Raw genomic sequence first — 19,270 nt, 5'->3', positions numbered from 1 at the left:
GTAATGTGGTGTTTATAGGCCGTTTCAGGAACAATTTTTGTAGCTTGTACTACGCTAGTTCCTGACTCAAACCGTGATGCGTTTTTGGCTACTCTTTCTCTCTCTAGTTAGCTTTTTTAGTCCGGCCGTTGCCAAACAGCCTGGCCTTGTGTTTGTGGAAAACAAAGGCCAATGGCCCGACGACGTGCGCTTTCGGGCCGACCTGCCGGGCGGTTTTTTATTCCTGAAAACGTCGGGTTTTCACTACGCCTTCTACGATGCCCGCGAAACCGCCCGCCGCCATGCCGCCGCCCCCACCACCGAACCAGTTCTATCCACCGTACGGGCACATGGCGTAAGCGTCGATTTTGTGGGGGCTGGCGCCAAGCCGCAACTGGAGGCACTGCACCCCGTTGGCACGACCTACAGCTATTTTCTGGGCAACGACCCTACCCGCTGGGCGGGGGCCGTAGCGGGCTATTCGGAAGTGGTCTACCATAACCTTTACCCTGGCATCGACCTGCGCGTGTTTGCTTATTATCAGACACTTAAGTACGAATTTGTGGTACAGCCGGGGGCCAACCCCGACCAGATCAGGCTGGCCTACGAGGGGGCTGACGAACTGACGCTGGCCGACAACCGGCTGCGGGTTCTGACGTCGGTGAATGAGTTTCGGGAAAATGCCCCCTACAGCTACGTAAGCCGAACAGCAGCCACCGGCGAAGGCACCGCCGTGGAGGTGGCCACGCGCTGGGTGCTGGATGGCCATACCGCCCGGTTTAACTTTCCGAACGGATACGACAAAAGCCTGCCCCTGACCGTTGACCCGGAACTGGTTTTTGTGAGCTTCACCGGCTCCGTGGCCGACAACTTTGGCCACACCGCCACCTACGACGCCCAGGGCAACACCTACGTGGCGGGGTCTGTCTGGGGTGCCGACTTTCCGATTACGCGCGGTGCTTTCCAGGTCAGTTTTGCCGGGAAGACCAGCATTGGCATCATGAAGTTTTCGCCCGACGGGTCTACCATCCTTTTTTCGGCCACGCTTGGTGGCGACGAAGCCGACCTGCCCCATAGCATCATTGCCAACAGCAAGGGCGAGTTAATTATCATGGGCAGCACCGCTTCGACAGATTTTCCTACCACAGTTGGGGCGTATCAGCGCAAACTCACCGCCAAAGCAGGCGAAGGCGTTAGTGTCTACGGGGCCTACCTCCCTTACCGCAATGCCGCCGATCTGTTTATCACACGCCTTCAAGCTGACGGTAAATCACTGACTGGCAGCACGTTGCTGGGTGGTTCGTATAACGACGGACTAAACCTCTACACCGCCAACGCGGCAGCAATTCGGAATTATGCCGATGAGTTCAGGGGTGAAGTGATCGTTGGCCCCGACGACGACATCTACCTGGCCAGTACGTCGCAATCGCCCGATTTTCCGGTGACGGACGGCTCTGTGCAGGCGGGGTATTCCGACGGCGTTGTTTGCCGGTTATCAGCCGATCTGAAGCAGTTACGCTGGGCCGCCCGCATCAGCGGCGACCTGGCCGACGAGGCCTACAGCCTGCGCCTGGCCTCAGACGGGTCGCTCTACGTTTGCGGCAGCACCTACAGCACCAACCTGGGCACGGCGGGCGCGCTGCAACCCAAACTGGCGGGCCTCAATGACGGATTCATCGCCCGTTTCAATGAAGATAAGCTACTGGCTGTTAGCTATTTAGGCACCCCAAGTTCAGACATGGCCAACCTGCTCGACATCGGCCCCGGCGACGTGCCGCACGTATTGGGCCTCACGCGGGGCATCTACCCGGTGTCGGCGGGGGTATACAGCAACCCACGCAGCGGGCAGTTCATCCACGCCCTCTCGCCCGATTTGTCGAAGACCGTGTTTTCGACCACCTTTGGCTCGGCACGGGATCTGGCCAGCCCTACCACGGTGCAGGGACCCGACCTTGCCCCCACGGCGTTTTTGGTCAACACCTGCGGCAACATTTACCTAGCGGGCTGGGGCGGCATCGTCAATTCTAAGAAAGGCTACAACAGCTTCAGTTCCAGCTACGGCCTGCCCGTTACACTCGATGCCTACCAGCCCACCACCAACGGCAGCAATTTCTGGATTGGCGTACTGGAGCGAGGGGCCAAATCACTGCTCTACGGCACGTTCATGGGCGACGTCCGCCCGCTCATCAATGACGATGGCGACCACGTAGACGGCGGCACCAGCCGGTTCGACAAAAACGGAGTGATCTACCACGCCACCTGTAGCTGCCGGTCTAACAACTTCCCCGCCACGGCCACGGCCGCCGCCCAAAAACGAGGCAGTGACAACTGCAACAACGTGGCTTTCAAGTTCGACACCGACAAGCTGAAGGCCGCGTTTGATACTTACGAAGGCACCCGCAAAAATGTGGTAAAAGGCTGTACGCCACTGGCCCTGACCTTCAAAAACACCAGCATTGGCGGGCGGCGCTACGAATGGCTCATTGGCGGAAAAGTCATTGCTACCTCGCCCACCAGCGCCACGCAAACGTTCACTACGCCAGGCAGTTACACGGTAGTGCTCCGGGCCTACAACCCCCTGAATTGCCTGCTCGTGGATTCGACCAGTCAGGTGGTGGAGGTGGGCGCGGCCGATTTTCGCATCAGCAAAGACACCACCCTCTGCCCCGACAAACCGGTGGCCTTGACGGCATCGGGCGGGGTTCGGTATGGCTGGACGGGTAGCACCACGTTGGTAGATCCCACCTCAAGCAGCATATCAGTTATGAGCAGTGCCAGCGCGCTCACTTACCAGGTGTCCATGACCAATGCGGCGGGCTGCACAGCCACAAAAAGCGTGTCTGTACGCACGGATGACTCATTTCGACCAAAAGTTACTGCCGAATCGACACCCGATTGTAGCCAGCCCACACGACTTTCATTCACGAATCAACGGCCCGGTGCTGAGCGGTACGTCTGGGCCATGGGCAACGGCGACACCCTGCGTACCCCCCTGCCCGATCAGTTCCGCTATGCTCAGTCCGGCTCGTACACGGTAGTGGTAACGGCCTACAAAGGTGGGTGTTCGCTGAGTCAGAAACTGCCTATTATTTACGAAGACCTTTCGCGCCTGCCCAACGCCATCACGGCCAACAACGACGGCAAAAATGACCTCTTCGACCTGGGCCTCAAGGGCGCGAAGCTGGAGATCTACAACCGCTGGGGCCGCGAACTGTTCCGCGCTGACGACTACGCCAACGACTGGGGCAAAAACATACCCCACGGCGTCTATTTCTACCTGCTCACCACCCGCTCCGGCACCCAGTGCAAAGGCTGGATTGAGGTGCTGGAGTAGGGGTAGTTTAAACTTTAAACTACTTTTGTACTAGCAAACAAACAAGCGTATGAAACTCATTATCACCACCGCCCTGCTGTTGGGCCTTGCGTACGGAGCCGTAGCCCAGGACTCGTTCCACGGCAAAAAGATCACCGAACAGGGTGCTTTGCCTGTTTCACAACTGGTTGCTAAAATGGGCACCAAGACCGAAATGCCCGCCAAAGTGGAAGGCACCGTAGAGTCGGTTTGCAAAGTGAAAGGCTGCTGGATGCAGGTCCGCACGGCCGATAATCAGACGATGCGGGTGAGCTTTAAGGACTACGGCTTCTTTGTACCAAAGGACATTGAAGGCAAAAAAGTGGTGATGGAAGGCCTTGCCAAACAGACCACCACGCCCGTAGCCGAACTGCGCCACTACGCTGAAGATGCGGGTAAGAGCAAAGCCGAGATTGACAAAATCACCGAACCCGAAAAAGCCCTCACCTTCGTGGCTGATGGGGTTATCGTGAAAAAGTAGGCATTCGATTCCAACGGCCTAAACACGGCCAGGGTCATTAAAGCGTTGTTGATACACCAGTGGTAGTATCGACAACGCTTTTTTATCACCAAGCCGCTCGTGTTATGAACAACGCACAAAAATCAATTGCCGGACTGTTTATTACTGCCCTTCCGTTGGCTTATGCCTGCAAATCACCGGAAGTGGTTTATCCAATTCCGGCCAACCACGTTGTTTTGGAAAGGGGTAAGTCAATAGCAACATCGACGGGCATTATCGTTTTTGTCGATACGGTCAATATATCGATCTGCCCTAAGCAAGCTGCTTGTTTTGCACCCGATAATCTGTTTGCCTCTGTACGATTGGTTCGCAATCAGGAAAGCAGAGCAGTACGATTATTTGCTTGGTTTGGAAGTGAGTCTAGTGATCGATCTGCCAATCGAAGCGATTCAACAAGCGTTCAGTTTAATGGTCAGCTGTACAAGGTTATTTTGAAAGGAGAATACGTTGGTGAAACAGATTTGAGTCGTGTAGGTCGGGCACTTCTCCAGGTTTCCCCGCTTTAGGACACTTTGAGCTTTCTCTGTTCTCTCTGGCCGGATGATTGGAACCTAATCAGGTTACTGCCTGAGGTGGCTGGCCCAGATCGCAACTTTTTTTATATTGCCGTTGCGTAACTAAACCACCCTGTACTTTCCATGTTTTTAGAACAACAAGTTGAACAGCTTACTCAAAGAGTTGACATGCACGATCAGCAGATCGAAATCTTGTCTAAAGGACTTGCTGACCTGACAACCGACGTCAGGGCCATCAGGCATGACCAGAATGAAGGGTTTAAAGCTATTAAAGAGCAATTCGCTCAGTTTCAGCAAACTCAGGAGAATCTGCAACGAACCCAAGAAAGCATGCAACGAACACAAGAAAGCATGCACCAAACACAAGTAAGCATGCAGGAAAAGCTTTCGTTGATCGTGAAGCTGTTGACTGATCGGGTTTAGACTACGCTTTCTCTACTGCTTTGCCCTTTTTCGTATTTTGAGGCCGCAGCTGTCTGGTTGCGGCTTTTTCGTACTCACTTGTCTTTATTTATGCGCAAACTGTACTTCCCGCTGCTTCTTAGCGCGTGCTTTATTACCTCGCCCCTGCTGGCTCAACCGTCGGCAACAGGCCCCCAACGTACCCTACTCCACTGCGGCAATCTCTTCGCCGGAACGGGCAACGACCTGCAACCCCAAATGACGGTGGTAGTAGAGGGCAACAAAATCACCGCCGTACAAAAAGGCTACACCAGCCCCGCCGGTACCGACCGAGTAATAGACCTAAAAAACAAGACCGTGCTGCCCGGCCTCATTGACATGCATGTGCACCTGGAAACCGAAACCCGGCGCGGTGGTGGGATCGATCAGTTTACGCAAAACATTCCTGATGTAACGTTCAAGTCGGCTAAATATGCCAAAACAACGCTGCTGGCCGGGTTTACCACCGTGCGTGACCTTGGTGGCAGTGGCATCAACATTGCCCTACGCAACGCCGTGAACCGGGGCATCACCGACGGGCCACGCATTATGACGGTAGGCAAATCCATTGCCACCACCGGCGGCCACGCCGACCCCACCAATGGCTACCGCCGCGACCTGATGGGTGATCCTGGCCCGCTGGAAGGAGTCATCAACGGCCCCGACGAAGCCCGCAAGGCCGTGCGGCAACGGTATAAGGAAGGGGCAGATCTGATCAAGATTACGGCCACGGGCGGGGTGCTCAGCAACGCCAAAGACGGGCAGGGTCCGCAGTTTACCGACGACGAACTGAAGGCCATTATTGAAACGGCCAAAGACTACGGCTTTGCGGTAGCTGCCCACGCCCACGGGGCTGAAGGCATCAAACGGGCCATTCGGGCAGGGGTACAGACTATTGAGCACGGCACGTTTATGGACGACGAAGCCATTGAACTCTTCAAGAAGCACGGCACCTATTATGTGGCCACTATCATTGCAGGCAAAACCGTGGCCGACTCCGCCCGGATGTTTGGCTACTACCCGGCCCTGGTAACACCCAAAGCCCTGGCCGTGGGGCCGAAAATTCAGGCCACGTTTGGGCGGGCCTACAAAGCGGGCGTCAAGATTGCCTTCGGCACCGACGCGGGCGTGTATATCCACGGCTATAACGCCAAAGAGTTTGAGTATATGGTAGAAGCCGGCATGCCAGCTGTAGAGGCCATCCGGTCGGCGCTGATGACCAACGCGAAGCTGCTGGGCATGGATACGCAGATTGGCTCTATCGAACCCGGCAAATTCGCCGACATCATTGCCGTAGACGAAAACCCGATCCAGAACATCAAGACCCTGCAAGCAGTGAAGTTCGTGATGAAAGATGGCAGGCAGTATAAGTGAGTTCAACGTCTAAGGTTTAACGTTGCGGTCCCGCGTCCGGGCTAACGCCAGAGTATGCCTCCCGCACCGGCGGACCGGTCAGCCAACCTTATACGTTAGACCTTAGACTTTAGACCTTAAACCTTGAATTCCATCACCCCCACCCCCCTAGAACCCCACGAGCAGGATAAACTGCGGGAACTGACTGCCCAGAGCTGGAACCTTGAACTGGCCATTTCGGGCGTGGCCATGTTTGCCATTCTGCAACTACCCGACCTGCTCGATTCGGCCTTCAGTTACCTCCAGCATAACTTTACGCTAAGCACTGAGGGGCTTGCGAACCTGCTTCCGCCGTTGGCCTACAGCATGATCCGAACGGCGCTCAACATCCTGTTTGTCGCGTTTCTGGTCAACTTCGTCATGCGGGCGTTTTGGGTAGGGATGGTCGGGTTGTTGGCCGTGTATCCGTCGGGCATTCATTACGACCGTATCCCGTTCAGCACCCCCCACGCTCAGCAGAAGATGGCCGAAGAGTTTGGGCCGCTTGACCGCTACATTCTCTGGCTCGACAAGCGGTGCAACATTGTGTTTGCCCTTGCCTTCCAGTTTGTATTTTTCCTGATCGTGGTCAGCCAACTCTATGTGCTGACCCTGGTGGTGTATCTGGTGATAAAGCCGAATGTACCTGCCGATGTGTGGCATTACATCAAAATCGGGATGGGCGCACTGGTGGTGGTGGCCTATACCGCGCTGATTGTGCTGAGCCTGAAGAAGGTAAAAGAGACCCCTGCGGGAATCCGGTGGCATTACCAGCTCACTAAAGCTACCCAACTCGCCATGAAGATTATTATGGTGGGTATGTTTCGGCATTCAACCTTCGTTACAAACACCTTCTACAGCCATATTCCGCAACAACGCTTTGCCCGTACAGCCTTGATCTTCATGACGGTGTTTATGGTGTGTTTTTTTATTGAGTACACCAGCGATATGGCACGAAACGACCGGCGTACCTCCTTCTTTAACAGCCGCCATCTGTATTCGGCCCGTGAGGATAGCCTGTTTGTAAACCCCAATGCCTATGACAACCAACGGTCTGAGGATGAGTACATTGACGTAGCGTCTATTCAGGCCGACGTAATCCGCGAACCCTACCTGCGCCTGTTTATTGCCTACCCCAAATCCCTTGATACACTGCTGACGCGCCTGGCACCAGAACCAGCCTGGCCCGATTCGCTGTCGAATCCGGAACGTCGCCACCAACGCGCTGGGTGGATGAACCGGCAAATCAACGGGCTTATCCGGCTTACGGTTAACGATTCGGTCATTAACCACCCCCGACTGTTGTTTGCGCAGGCCGGGACAGTGCAACAGCGCGGCTGGCAAACGGTACTGGTGCCGGGCAACCTCGTCACGGGCCGCAACCTGCTCCGGGTAGGCATCAACCGCCCCGGCAAGCCCACCCCCGAAGACCTCATTGCCATTCCGTTCTGGTACGTACCAGAACCGTAGAGATCAAGTAAACACCCCCGTCTCCCGTCCTTTACCAGCCATGATTTCTACTTCTCCAGGTACGTTCCGCTGGCGTATTGTAGCGTTGTTGTTTATTGCCACCACCATCAACTACATAGACCGGCAGGTGCTCTCGTTCACCATGACCGACGAGTTGTTTCGGAAAGAGATGCTGGGCCTTTCGGTGTCGGAGGTGCTCAACCAGGAACGGGTCGATCAGTTTCGGGTGGAATACAGCAAGGTCGATTCGGCGTTTAAGTTTGCCTATGCCATCGGGTTTCTGTTGCTGGGCTGGGTAATTGACCGGATCGGGACGCGGCGGGGGTTTTCGCTCGGTATTCTGGTCTGGAGCATTGCCGCCGTGGGCACCACGTTTGTACAGGGCCTCACAGGTCTGAAGCTCATGCGCGTCATGCTGGGCCTGGGCGAAGCGGCCAATTTTCCGGCGGCTATCAAGACCGTCTCCGAGTGGTTTCCGCGCCGCGAACGATCCTTTGCCAACGGCCTTTTCAACGCCGGCACCAACGTAGGCATCATTCTCACGGCCCTGGTGGTACCCTACATAATCCTGCATTTCGGCTGGCGAAGCTCATTTCTCATTACGGGACTGCTGGGGTTTGCGCTGCTGATTTTCTGGTGGTTTACCTATAGCAAACCCGAACGCAACCGGCTGGTGTCGGCGGGGGAACTGGCCTATATTCGGAGCGAGGCTCCCCAGGAACCCGCCGAGCGGGTGTCGTGGCTGCGGCTGCTGGCCTACAAACAGACCTGGGCCTACGCCATTGGCAAGTTCCTCACTGACCCCATCTGGTGGTTTTACATGGCCTGGCTACCCGATTTTTTCAATTCCAACGAAGCCCTCGACCAGAAGCTGGACCTGAAGTCGTTCGGCATTCCGTTTCTCATTATTTATGTCGTCTCCGACGCGGGCAGCATCTTTTTCGGTTGGCTTAGCACCCAGCTCATGCTTCGCGGCTGGTCGGCTAACCGGGCGCGCAAAAGCACCATGCTGCTATGCGCCCTGTGCGTAGTACCCATCATGTATGCCGCCAAAACCAACAGCCTTACCGTGGCCATCGCGCTTATTTCACTGGCCACGGCCGCGCATCAGGGCTGGTCGGCCAATATGTACACCTTCGCGTCGGACCTTTTCCCGAAAACCGTGACGGCCTCCGTCGCCAGCATCGGCGGCATGTTTGGGGCCGTGGGGGGCATTTTGCTGGCCCGTTATTCGGGCGATATCATCAACGCTACCGGCTACTATCCCCTCTTCATTATGGCAGGCGGGGTTTATTTGCTGGCCTTGCTACTGATTCACATTGTGTTGCCCCGCCTCGAACCCGTTACCCTGGAAGAATTGCGCTAAAGTCGGTACTTGTGTAGGTAGTAGCCGTGGTTATTATCGTCTTATCCATACCACTACCTCGTTATCCAGGCAGGCAGAATACGCTTTATGGCCTGCCTGCCCTAACTTGCCGGTTATACTGGTCTATCCTTTCGTCCATGAATCAATTGTCTGCTTCGCTAAGCCGCGAACTGTCTCCTGCCGTAGCTGATTTACCCGAACGCGTATTGCAATTTGGTACCGGTGTCCTCTTGCGCGGCCTGCCCGATTATCTCATTCAGCGGGCCAACGAGCAGGGTGTTTTCAACGGTTCGGTGGTGGTGGTGAAGTCTACCGGCAGCGACGTGAGCGAATTTTCAGCGCAGGACAATCATTATACGGTCTGGTCGCGGGGTGTTGAAAACGGAGAGACCGTTGACCAAAAAACGGTGGTGACGGCCATCAGCCGCGTGCTGGCAGCCCCCACTCAATGGGCCGACGTGCTGGCGCTGGCCCGGAAGCCCTCCTTGCAGGTGATCGTGTCGAACACCACCGAAGTAGGGTTGAACTACGTGGAAGAAAGCGTTTTCGAGATGCCGCCGCGCTCATTTCCCGCTAAGCTGACAGCCTTTTTGTACGAACGATTCAAGAGCGCCGGTGGCTCCAAAAAGATGGGGCTGGTGGTAATTCCCACTGAGCTTCTGCCAGACAATGGCCTACGCCTGCGCGATGCCGTAGAGCGCGTGGCCAAGCATAACGAGTTGGGCAAGCTGTTTACCAAATGGCTAAAATTTCACGTTCGGTTTTGCAACTCGCTGGTAGATAGAATAGTAACAGGCCACCCCGACGAAGAAACGATGGACCGGTTTGCCGCCGAAATGGGCTACACCGACCAGTTGCTCATTGCCACCGAGCCGTATCACCTCTGGGCCATTGAGGGTGACGACCGGGTACGATCTATCCTGTCGTTTGCCACGGTCAGCCCCAATCAGGTGGTTATCGACGAAGACATCAACTTCTACCGCGAGCGCAAACTCCGGCTCCTCAACGGGGGGCATACGTTTATGACCCCACTCGCCTACCTGCTGGGCAACGTGACCGTAGCCGAGGCCATGAACCACCCACTGATGGGGCCATTCGTAGCCCAACTACTCCTCGACGACCTGGTGCCCATTGTGCCTTCCGACTCATTGGGCGACGAGGGGCCCGCTGCCGTGAAAGCCTTTGCCCATGAAGTGCTCGACCGGTTTAAAAACCCCTTCAACGAGCATTTCCTGCTCAATATCACCCTGCAACAGACCGCCAAAATGGCGCTGCGTAACGTGCCCAATTTGCAGCGTGCGGTAGCTCACTTCGGCCACGTGCCCGACCGGATGGCTATCTGTTTTGCGGCTTGCCTGCTGTTCATGCGCGTGCATCGCCAAACCGACGAAGGCGAATACCTGGGCGAAATCAAGCTGCAAAAAGGCGACCTGGTCTACCCCATCCGCGACGAGCAGGCGGCCTACTTTATGGCCCAATGGCTTCACGTAGACCCCACTAAAGCAGGGTCAGTTACGGCGCTGGTCACGGCAGTATTGTCGAATACGACGCTCTGGCAAACAGACCTCACCACCCTCCCCGGCTTCAGCAAGCAGGTGGCCAGCAATCTGTTCAAAATGCTAAACGAAGGCGTGGAAAGAAGTCTTCAGTTTTAAGTTTACAGTTTACTGTTTGCTGTCTTCAGTTGCTTCGCGCTCCAGGCTTCGCGCTCTAGGCCGGTCCGGCGTTCCGGCCTAGAGCGCGAAGCCAACGCTAAACTGAAAACGCTAAACTGAAAACGCTAAACTGAATAACTCCCTTCTCCGGCACATTCTGCCCGTTTGCCGAGATTACCGGCTGAACTGCCTCAACCTGCGTAATTTCCCGTTTCACGACTATGAGCCGGACTGTTGCCCTCGTTTTTATGCACCTGCTGGGTTGCGTTATCTTCCTGGCGCTGCCCTATTTGTTTGTCGATGATGGGCTGGCCAAGCTGCGCGAGTTGTCTACTAATCCGCATGAGCAGCGTAATCTGGCCTCGTATCTGTTCACGATTGCCTTTTTCTACACCAACTACTTTGTATTGATTCCGCGGCTATTTTTTGGCCGTAAGTTCCTGCTTTACGGCATCTGTGTGCTGGGTTGTTTCATCGTTATTAATCAACTCGTGGTGGCCATCAACGCCCGAGCCAACGGACCGGGTCGCCCCGGTTTGGGTCAGGCACCACCCCCACCGCCCGCTGGAGCGTATAGCCCACCGCCCCGCAATACGTTACCACCAGGTGGACCTCCGCCAGACGGACCGCCCCCGAACACACCGCCCCGCCCACGATCCGGCGCGTCAGATCAGCCGGGTTTGCCGCCCGAAATAAGCCAGACGTTTTTTCTGTTTCTGGCCGGTTTGCTGCTGTCACTGGCCATCCGAATCAACAACCGCTGGCGCGAAACGGAACGCGAACGCCTCAACGCCGAACTGTCGTACCTGAAGGCACAGATCAACCCGCATTTTCTGTTTAACACCCTCAACAGCATCTATTCGCTGGCCATTATCGAGTCGCCCGGCACGGCCAGCGCCATTGTGCAACTGTCGTCTTTTCTGCGATACGTCATTGCCGAGGCCCACAAAGATCGGGTAGCTCTCAGCCACGAACTGGCCTATATCAGTCAGTATATAGCCCTGCAAAAGCTACGGCTGGCCGACACCATACCTGTTCAGTATAGTACCAGGGGCGATGCCAACGGCCTCCAGATTGCCCCGCTGATCCTGATTTCGTTTATCGAAAATGCCTTTAAATACGGAGCTAGCCCGGAAGATCCCTCGCCAATTGCTATTGCTATCGACATAACGGCGCAGGGGTTGCACTGCCGGGTGTTCAACAAAAAAGTACAGCTATTTACCCCGGCCACCGTGGCGAATGGCATTGGCCTGACCAACACCAAAAACCGCCTGAACCTACTCTATCCGTCTCGTCATCAGCTTATTATCAACGACGAGCCAACCAGTTATACCGTCGATTTAATCCTTACCCTGTCATGATCCGCGCCATTGCCCTCGACGATGAACCGCCTGCCCTGCGAGTGATCGACCATTTTTGTCAGCAGGTGGATTTCGTCTCGCTGCAACAGACGTTCACGCGTACCGATGAGGCGCAGCAATACCTGGCGACCAACCCCGTTGATCTGCTGTTTCTGGACATCAACATGCCAAAAATGTCGGGCATCGATTTCTACAAAGCCATTCCGCAGCCCACCCTGGTCATTTTCACCACCGCCTACGCCGAATACGCCGTGGAAGGGTTTACACTCAACGCCGTCGACTACCTGCTTAAACCGTTTACGTACGAGCGGTTTTTGCAGGCCGTAACCAAAGCCAACGACTACTTACGCTGGCAGCAGGACACCGCCAAGCCCACCGAAACCGCCTATGTCTACGTCCGGGCCGACTACACGCTTTATAAGATTGCCCTGGCCGACATTCTGTACGTCGAAGGGCTGGACGACTACCTGAAAATTCACCTGCAACCGGGGGCAAATCAGGCGGGCGGAACGAGCGGCAGCCGACCGGTGGTGGCGCGGATGACGATGAAAGCCATGCTGGAAAAACTGCCCGATAACCAGTTCATTCGCGTCCACCGGTCGTTTATCGTGCCCTTCAGCCGCATCGAGGCGGTACGCAACAAAACCCTTTCGGTGGCCGGGCGCGAGATTCCTATCGGGGCCAGCTACGAGGCCGGTCTGCTCAGCCGATTTCAGCCCTAACGGCCAATTTTATGCGCGGACACAACGGCGGAGGCATGGTTGGCGTAGAGGGAAGTAGACACATTCGCCGACACATTTAACCGCTTTACCGCTAAGTAGGCGGGCCACGCAACGATGGGCCATGCTGGCGGCGTTAAGAGGGTATAGCACAGCAATTATCATCCATTTTTCAGTCACAGTCAACTGTATGGAACGCAAGGATTTTTTGAAACGGGGCTTCGGTAGCCTCCTCGGTATAGCCGCCATAGCCGCCTGCAAAGACACCTCGTCTGTAGACCCCGTTACAACCACTACGGGCGGTGGCACCACTACAGGTTCGGGATCGACCAACGGCAGTTCGGCCAGCGACTGTACGGTGACGCCCTCCGAAACCGAAGGGCCATTCCCCACCAAAGTGCCCGCCAATTTTGTGCGGCAGGACATCCGCGCCGACCGCACGGGCGTAGCCATGACAATGGCCATTACCATTAAAAACAAGAATGCCAGTTGCGCCGCCCTGGCCGGGGCCATTGTTGACGTGTGGCACTGCGACAAAGACGGCTACTACTCGGAGTATGGCGGGTCGGGAATGCAGAGCGTGAACTTCCAGAAGGTCGATTTTTTGCGCGGTCGGCAAACAACGGATGTGAATGGGCTGGTGAATTTTACGACCATTTTTCCGGGCTGGTACTCAGGCCGGGCACCACACGTACACGTACATATCTACAATTCGGTGGGTAAATCATTGCTGGTCACGCAGATTGCTTTTCCCTACGATATCACCAACCTCGTGTATACCACGGCGCAGGCACAGGGATATACCAAGGGTAAGCAGGACACCACCAACGAGCGCGACAACGTGTTCAGCGACGGTTTCACCACCGAACTAGCCACGGTATCGGGCAGTGTGTCAGCCGGTTATGCCCTAACGCACACCATCGTGGTGAGTGCCTAGCATGAAAGGCCTGATTCGGTTGACGTATTACAAAATCATCGACGCCACATCGGTGAAGGCGTGGGACAAGGTCGTTTTTGATGAAACGTACCAAGAATTTTTTATGCAGGCTCAACGCTACGATCAGGCGGGGCAGTACCCCACGTTTGCGGCACTGCTAGCCAACGTACCCAGAGCCGCCGAACTGCATTACCTCAGCAGCCGGGCGGCCATGGGGTATTTACAGCAACTCAATCAGGTGATTCCCGACGTGGTCAACGCCGTTGGGAAGTCCTGTTTGCCGTTCACGCAATTCAAATTCGAAGTGCTGGCGTCGGACGTGACACAGAAAGCCGCGCACCGCATTGCCATCAGTTTTTATAGCGACCCACTCACCTGGATCGACACCGTAGGCGACCGCTTGCTGGTTGCCTATGGCGATCAGCGCCCGGTGTTGCAGGCGGGCAGCGAGGTACCCACCGACCTTATTGCGATGCAGCCGTACCTTAGCATCAGCAGCTTTCAAGGCACTTTTCAGCCCTAATTAACCACTGCCCAGCCCTATGGACACGCAGACGCAGGCTCAAATCTACCTGGCCGACCGGCGGGGCGTTTCAGGAAACGCCGTTTTACGCAGCCTTCATACCTTCCATTTTGGAGCTTACCGGGCCGAGGGTCGCGAGCCGTTCGGGCCACTGTGCCTGCTCAACGACGATACCCTGACCGCCAGTGCCAGCCTGACTATGCAAGCGGAGGTGGTTACAACGGCGCTGCTGCTACCCATTATGGGCGGGCTGGAATACCAGGTGGGCACGGCGGCAAGTGATTTTCTGGAGCCGGGACAGGTTGGGATACTGTCGCTGATGGCGGGAGAAACCTACACGATCAGCAACCCCTACGAAACAGAGACGATCAATTGCCTGCAACTCTGGCTTGCTGGTGGTCAAGCTTCGTTTACCCCTTCCGTCATACAGACCCCCTTCGACCTGACGGACCAAAACAAGCTGTTGCCGCTGCTACACGGCGATTCAGCCAATCGCGTTTACATTGGTCGTTACGGTGGGCGGCAGGAAGGCCTCTATCAGCTAATCAATTCAGCTAACGGCCTGTTTATCCTTGTGTTGCAGGGCGTCTTTGAAGTAGCTAACCGGCTGTTGCACGAAAAAGACGGCCTGTCGTTGCTCGACCCACAGCATGGCGCTGTCGAGTTCGAGGCCTTGTCAGACGATGCGATCTTACTCGTTGTGGAGGTAGCGACGCCTGATGGCATTTAAAAAACAAACGGGGGTAGCTCACTTAATCGGCTACCCCCGTTTGCTCTTTGGCTATACTACCGTTTATCTTTTTTGCGCGTAACAAAGGCAAAAATGGCGGTAGTGATCAGCACCGTAGTGGCCACCTTGGTTACCAACCCCACGGGGTTGTATTTCCACTCGGCCTTCCAGCCTTTCTCAGCAAAAATGTTGGGGATGTGCCCCTGCTTCAGGTCATCAACCAGGCCTTCCACCATATTAACGCGGTCGGCCAGGAGTAAGGGAAGCCAGTGGCCGTAGTGCGATTCGCTGTACTTAAACGCATACCGGCGGATCTGCCCGCTGAGGCCCTGCGGCGCTACCGACGTGCCGAAAACGGCAGGCAGACTGGGGCGTTCAATAGACTGAAGCACCTCTACATCCTGCGACTGTTGCACTGGACGTTCCCAGTTGTAGCCATCGTGTTCGGTAGGCATGTGATACTTCAGGGGATACGTAGGGTCGTTGCTGGGGTCGGCGTCGATGCCCCATCCCTTTATGTGCGTGTATTTGGCTGCTAAGTTTTCCATGGGTGTTGGTATTACATACCGGCTGAGGGTGGAATGAGAACGGTCTTGATGCAGTTATCGAGCTTTTCGGAGAAAATGTGGTAAGCGTCAGCGATTTCTTCCAGCGGCACCCGGTGCGTAATGATGGCTTTGGGGCTTACCCGGCCACTCTGAATGTGGTCGATGAGCTTGGGCAGGTGGCGTTTCACGGCCGTCTGATTAGCCCGTAGCGTGATGCCTTTATTGACCACGTTGCCAATGGGCACCAGATTATCGGTTGGGCCATATACCCCCACCACCGACACCGTACCGCCTTTTCTGACTGAGTTGATGGCCCAGTGCAACACCGTGGCCGAGCCAGCCTGTAGCAGCGTTTTACGCCCGGTGATGGTCTGGAGGGCATTCCCGGTGGCTTCGGCACCAACAGCGTCGATGCACACGTCGGCCCCAAGCCAGTCTGTGAGTTTTTTGATGAACACCACGGGATCATCCATTTCCCGGAAATTATAGACCTCGCACTGGGCGTAGTCGCGCACAAATTCGAGGCGATAATTCACTTCATCGATCACGATAACCCGCCCTGCCCCAAAGAGCCATGAGCTTTTGGCTGCCATGATACCCACGGGGCCAGCGCCAAAAATCACGACCGTGTCGCCGGGTTGAATGCCCCCCATTTCGGCGGCCTGATAGCCTGTTGGAAACACGTCGGTGAGCAGAACAGCATCATCGGGGTCCATGTCGGGGGGTATTATTGTAGGGCCAAAGTTGGCGTAGGGAACCCGTACGTATTCGGCCTGCCCGCCATCGTAGCCACCGGCCGTGTGCGAGTAGCCAAAGATGCCGCCCACCGCCGTAGCCTGGGCATTCGACTCGTGGCAGTTACCAAACAGACCCTGCTGACAGAAAATACATTTGCCACAGGCCACATTGAAGGGTACCAGCACGTGGTCGCCCACTTTTACTTTCTCTACAGCCGGGCCTACTTCTTCAATGATACCCACAAACTCGTGTCCAAATGTGGAGCCTACGCGGGTGTCGGGCACGTTGCCATTGTAGAGGTGCAGGTCTGACCCGCAGATGCAGGAACGAGTCACGCGCACAATGGCATCTTCAGGGTGTTTAATTTCGGGATAGGGCTTCTGGTCAACCCGGACCCGCCGGGGGCCCCTGTAATTCATAGCAAGCATGGTATGCGTTGTTCGTTCATATACAATACCTATGCTCTATGGATTTAGTTATATAAATACCAACATTTGTGAGCTAATGGCTTTGGGCCAACCATTCGCATCCTCAGGGATGCCGCGACGTTAAAGAAACCGGCTTTTCAGTTCAGGCGTAGGAATCATGCAGGCATCCTGCTTGCCAAAGACACGGTACCGGTTGCGAGCCACCAACCGGTAAATAGCGTCGCGGATGAAGCGGGGGAAAATCATCAGCGCCCACAGCAGCGCCCACGCTCCTCCCATATCGCGCGCCACTCGCAACGCCGCCGTTGATTCAGTATAAAACTGCCCATCTTTCACATAAACGAACGAATCGAACTGTGTGGTGGAGAGGCCACACTGCTGCAATAATGCCTGCCCCGCCTCAGACTGCAACGCCGCAAACCGGAACCGCCCTGCCGGGTCATGCCGAATTACGAACTGCACCACCCCATTGCAGAGGTTGCACACACCATCGAAGAGAAGAACAGGGTTAGTCATTGGTCATTTCGCTTCGCTGTCATTCAATGGTCATTCGCTGCGCCCGCACCGGCGTACCGGTCATTCGGTGGTCATTCATTGTCTTTACAACTAATGACCATTGAATGACCGGTACGCCGGTGCGGGCGCAGCGAATGACCAATAACCCCTAATAATCCACTTCCAGCCCAAGGGCCTGCCGGAGTTGGTGGAGGGCGGGGTTCTTGTCGGCAAGGTGATTGTATTTGTCCTGGGGCGAGTAGAGCATCTTTTTCGTCTCCACCATTACCACTTCATGCTCAATTTGTAGCTGCCAGTTACTGAGCGTCTGCCGCAGGTAGGCCAGCATGTCGGGCAGCAGGCTGGTGAAGAGGTCGGCCTGGATATGGTTATCCAACTGGATCTTAACGGTGGTGCCCGTAAGGTCAAACCCACGGTTCAGGATGATCTGCTCACTGGCCATGTCGGTCTGTTTGTGGCGGAGCACGGCAAAATCGCGCCAGGCCTTTTGCAAATCCTCTAGCGTAAACGGACGGTTTACGCGCTCAACAGGCGCCACAACCGCCTCGATATCAGCCGCTAACGGGCGCGACCCAATCCCCACCGTCGAGCGGAGCTTGCTTGTTACAGGCTGCACAACACCCGGCGCGGGGGCCGTGGTGCGGGGTGGCAGGGGCGGAATAGCAGGCTTGGTGCCGGTGGCGGCAGGCCTTGCCGGGGCTACGGTGGCCACGAGGTCAGGCGGTGGGGTGGTCTGGTAGCTGCTCACCGGTTCGCTCGTGAAGGGCGGCGGGGGGGTAGGCGTATGCGATTCGTCGTCGTTTTCGCCCGCAGGGTTGGCCGCCACCGGCGCTGGAGCGGCCGTTACGGGGCCGTCAGGTGCTGGGTTGCCGTTTTTTTTTTCAGCCGCCCCATTCAACGCAACACCCTGGGTGGCAGGATTCGAACTTACCGCCCTTGTGGCAGCCGCTGGTTCGGGCAGGGTTTCCCAGTTGAGCAGGTCGCGGAGGCTGGCCAGCTTCATCAGCGACAGTTCGGTATGCAGCCGCTGGTCTTTGGCCTGCTTGAAATTCATGTCGCACTGCCCGCCAATACTTAGCGCCGATAGCAAAAACGACATCGGGGCCTGGGCCGACTGGGTTAGGTAAAGCTGCTGTACGCGCTCGGTCACCTGCAAGAGTTGCACCGTGGCGGGGTCTTTACACACCAGCAGATCGCGGAAGTGGCGGTTCAGGCCTACCACAAACTGGTGGGTGTCAAAGCCTTTGCGCAGGATTTCGTCCAGCACGAGCAGGCTCTGCGGCAAGTTGCCCTGCAAGAGCAGATCGGTGAGGCGGAAATAATAATCGTAATCGAGAATGTGCAGATTATCAAGCACTTCTCGGTAACGCAATGTCCGGTCGGCTGAGAATGTCACATTCAGATCGAACATCGACAGGGCATCGCGTAGGCCACCATCGGCTTTCTGGGCAATCAGTTCCAGCGATTCGGCATCGGTTGTCACGCCTTCTTTCTGGGCAATGCTGGCCAGGTGACCGGCCATGTCGGCGGTTTTGATCCGGTTGAAATCGAAGATCTGGCAGCGCGACAGAATCGTGGGCAGAATCTTGTGCTTCTCGGTAGTGGCCAGAATAAAGATGGCGTAGCTGGGCGGTTCTTCCAGCGTTTTCAGAAACGCGTTGAACGCCGCCGCCGACAGCATGTGCACCTCATCAATGATATAGATCTTGTACTTACCCGACTGGGGCGGGTAGCGCACCTGATCGATCAGATTCCGAATATCATCGACCGAGTTATTGGAAGCCGCGTCAAGCTCGTGAATGGTAAACGACGCGTTCTGATTAAAGCTCACGCACGACTCACACTTGTCGCAGGCTTCTACCTCGGCACTCAGATTCTGGCAGTTAATTGTCTTGGCCAGGATGCGGGCGCAAGTGGTTTTACCCACGCCGCGCGGCCCGCAAAACAAAAACGCCGATGCCAACTGGTTGGTCCTGATCGCGTTCTTAAGGGTGGTGGTGATATGGCCCTGCCCCACAACGGTGTCGAAGGTGGCAGGGCGGTATTTCCGGGCGGATACCACAAAATTATCCATACCCAA

17 protein-coding genes are annotated in these 19,270 nt (G+C 55.9%); 13 read left to right on the top strand and 4 right to left on the bottom strand.

All coding sequences use genetic code 11. From position 1 onward, the window contains the following. The first annotated feature begins 76 nt into the window (after window positions 1-76). From J2I48_RS12285 to J2I48_RS12225, 13 genes are all read left to right on the top strand, one after another. Entirely contained in the window at window positions 77-3,313 is a 3,237-nt protein-coding gene (locus J2I48_RS12285) for a DUF7948 domain-containing protein (RefSeq protein ID WP_207335741.1), read from the top strand. Window positions 3,314-3,362: 49 nt separating this feature from the next. Beyond that, a complete protein-coding gene (locus J2I48_RS12280; protein WP_207335740.1) occupies window positions 3,363-3,812 on the top strand; it encodes a DUF4920 domain-containing protein in 450 nt (149 codons plus the stop codon). A gap of 104 nt (window positions 3,813-3,916) precedes the next feature. Next, window positions 3,917-4,357 carry a hypothetical protein gene (locus J2I48_RS12275; protein WP_207335739.1) on the top strand — a complete coding sequence of 147 codons (441 nt, stop codon included), beginning with the start codon at window positions 3,917-3,919 and terminating at the stop codon, window positions 4,355-4,357. Between the two features lie 132 nt (window positions 4,358-4,489). Beyond that, window positions 4,490-4,789: a hypothetical protein gene (locus tag J2I48_RS12270; RefSeq protein ID WP_207335738.1), complete on the top strand. Its 300-nt coding sequence runs from the start codon at window positions 4,490-4,492 to the stop codon at window positions 4,787-4,789. Between the two features lie 90 nt (window positions 4,790-4,879). Then, window positions 4,880-6,181 (top strand): metal-dependent hydrolase family protein, encoded by a 1,302-nt coding sequence (locus tag J2I48_RS12265; protein WP_207335737.1) that lies wholly within the window; start codon window positions 4,880-4,882, stop codon window positions 6,179-6,181. Between the two features lie 123 nt (window positions 6,182-6,304). Beyond that, window positions 6,305-7,669: a hypothetical protein gene (locus J2I48_RS12260; RefSeq protein WP_207335736.1), complete on the top strand. Its 1,365-nt coding sequence runs from the start codon at window positions 6,305-6,307 to the stop codon at window positions 7,667-7,669. Window positions 7,670-7,709: 40 nt separating this feature from the next. After that, the gene (locus tag J2I48_RS12255; RefSeq protein WP_207335735.1) at window positions 7,710-9,035 is read left to right on the top strand and encodes an MFS transporter; all 1,326 of its coding nucleotides are present in this window, start codon (window positions 7,710-7,712) and stop codon (window positions 9,033-9,035) included. A 137-nt stretch (window positions 9,036-9,172) separates the two neighbouring features. Continuing rightward, window positions 9,173-10,690 (top strand): tagaturonate reductase, encoded by a 1,518-nt coding sequence (locus tag J2I48_RS12250; RefSeq protein WP_207335734.1) that lies wholly within the window; start codon window positions 9,173-9,175, stop codon window positions 10,688-10,690. Window positions 10,691-10,911: 221 nt separating this feature from the next. Continuing rightward, on the top strand, window positions 10,912-12,051 hold the full coding sequence (locus J2I48_RS12245) for a sensor histidine kinase (RefSeq protein ID WP_207335733.1): 1,140 nt from the start codon (window positions 10,912-10,914) through the stop codon (window positions 12,049-12,051). Beyond that, entirely contained in the window at window positions 12,048-12,773 is a 726-nt protein-coding gene (locus J2I48_RS12240) for a LytR/AlgR family response regulator transcription factor (RefSeq protein WP_207335732.1), read from the top strand. The genes J2I48_RS12245 and J2I48_RS12240 overlap by 4 nt, the downstream gene beginning before the upstream one ends. Before the next feature lie 187 nt (window positions 12,774-12,960). Beyond that, the gene (locus J2I48_RS12235) at window positions 12,961-13,707 is read left to right on the top strand and encodes a dioxygenase family protein (protein WP_207335731.1); all 747 of its coding nucleotides are present in this window, start codon (window positions 12,961-12,963) and stop codon (window positions 13,705-13,707) included. A gap of 1 nt (window position 13,708) precedes the next feature. Further along, entirely contained in the window at window positions 13,709-14,230 is a 522-nt protein-coding gene (locus J2I48_RS12230; protein WP_207335820.1) for a hypothetical protein, read from the top strand. A 19-nt stretch (window positions 14,231-14,249) separates the two neighbouring features. Then, complete coding sequence (locus J2I48_RS12225) at window positions 14,250-14,960, top strand: cupin domain-containing protein (protein WP_207335730.1); 711 nt, start codon at window positions 14,250-14,252, stop codon at window positions 14,958-14,960. Window positions 14,961-15,016: 56 nt separating this feature from the next. Here the strand turns inward: J2I48_RS12225 and J2I48_RS12220 are convergent, their stop codons facing one another. From J2I48_RS12220 to J2I48_RS12205, 4 genes are all read right to left on the bottom strand, one after another. After that, window positions 15,017-15,508, bottom strand: coding sequence for a hypothetical protein (locus tag J2I48_RS12220; RefSeq protein WP_207335729.1), 492 nt, complete (start codon window positions 15,506-15,508; stop codon window positions 15,017-15,019). 11 nt (window positions 15,509-15,519) lie between these two features. Continuing rightward, window positions 15,520-16,674 (bottom strand): zinc-dependent alcohol dehydrogenase, encoded by a 1,155-nt coding sequence (locus J2I48_RS12215; protein WP_207335728.1) that lies wholly within the window; start codon window positions 16,672-16,674, stop codon window positions 15,520-15,522. Between the two features lie 120 nt (window positions 16,675-16,794). Next, on the bottom strand, window positions 16,795-17,190 hold the full coding sequence (locus J2I48_RS12210; RefSeq protein WP_207335727.1) for a thiol-disulfide oxidoreductase DCC family protein: 396 nt from the start codon (window positions 17,188-17,190) through the stop codon (window positions 16,795-16,797). Between the two features lie 148 nt (window positions 17,191-17,338). Beyond that, the gene (locus J2I48_RS12205) at window positions 17,339-19,264 is read right to left on the bottom strand and encodes a DNA polymerase III subunit gamma/tau (RefSeq protein ID WP_207335726.1); all 1,926 of its coding nucleotides are present in this window, start codon (window positions 19,262-19,264) and stop codon (window positions 17,339-17,341) included. Between the last annotated feature and the right edge of the window lie 6 nt (window positions 19,265-19,270).

This window comes from Fibrella aquatilis (assembly GCF_017353255.1).
Taxonomy (GTDB): Bacteria; Bacteroidota; Bacteroidia; order Cytophagales; family Spirosomataceae; genus Fibrella; species Fibrella aquatilis.
The sequence above is the reverse complement of the archived record's forward strand: the minus strand, read 5'-3'. Positions and strand labels throughout refer to the sequence as shown.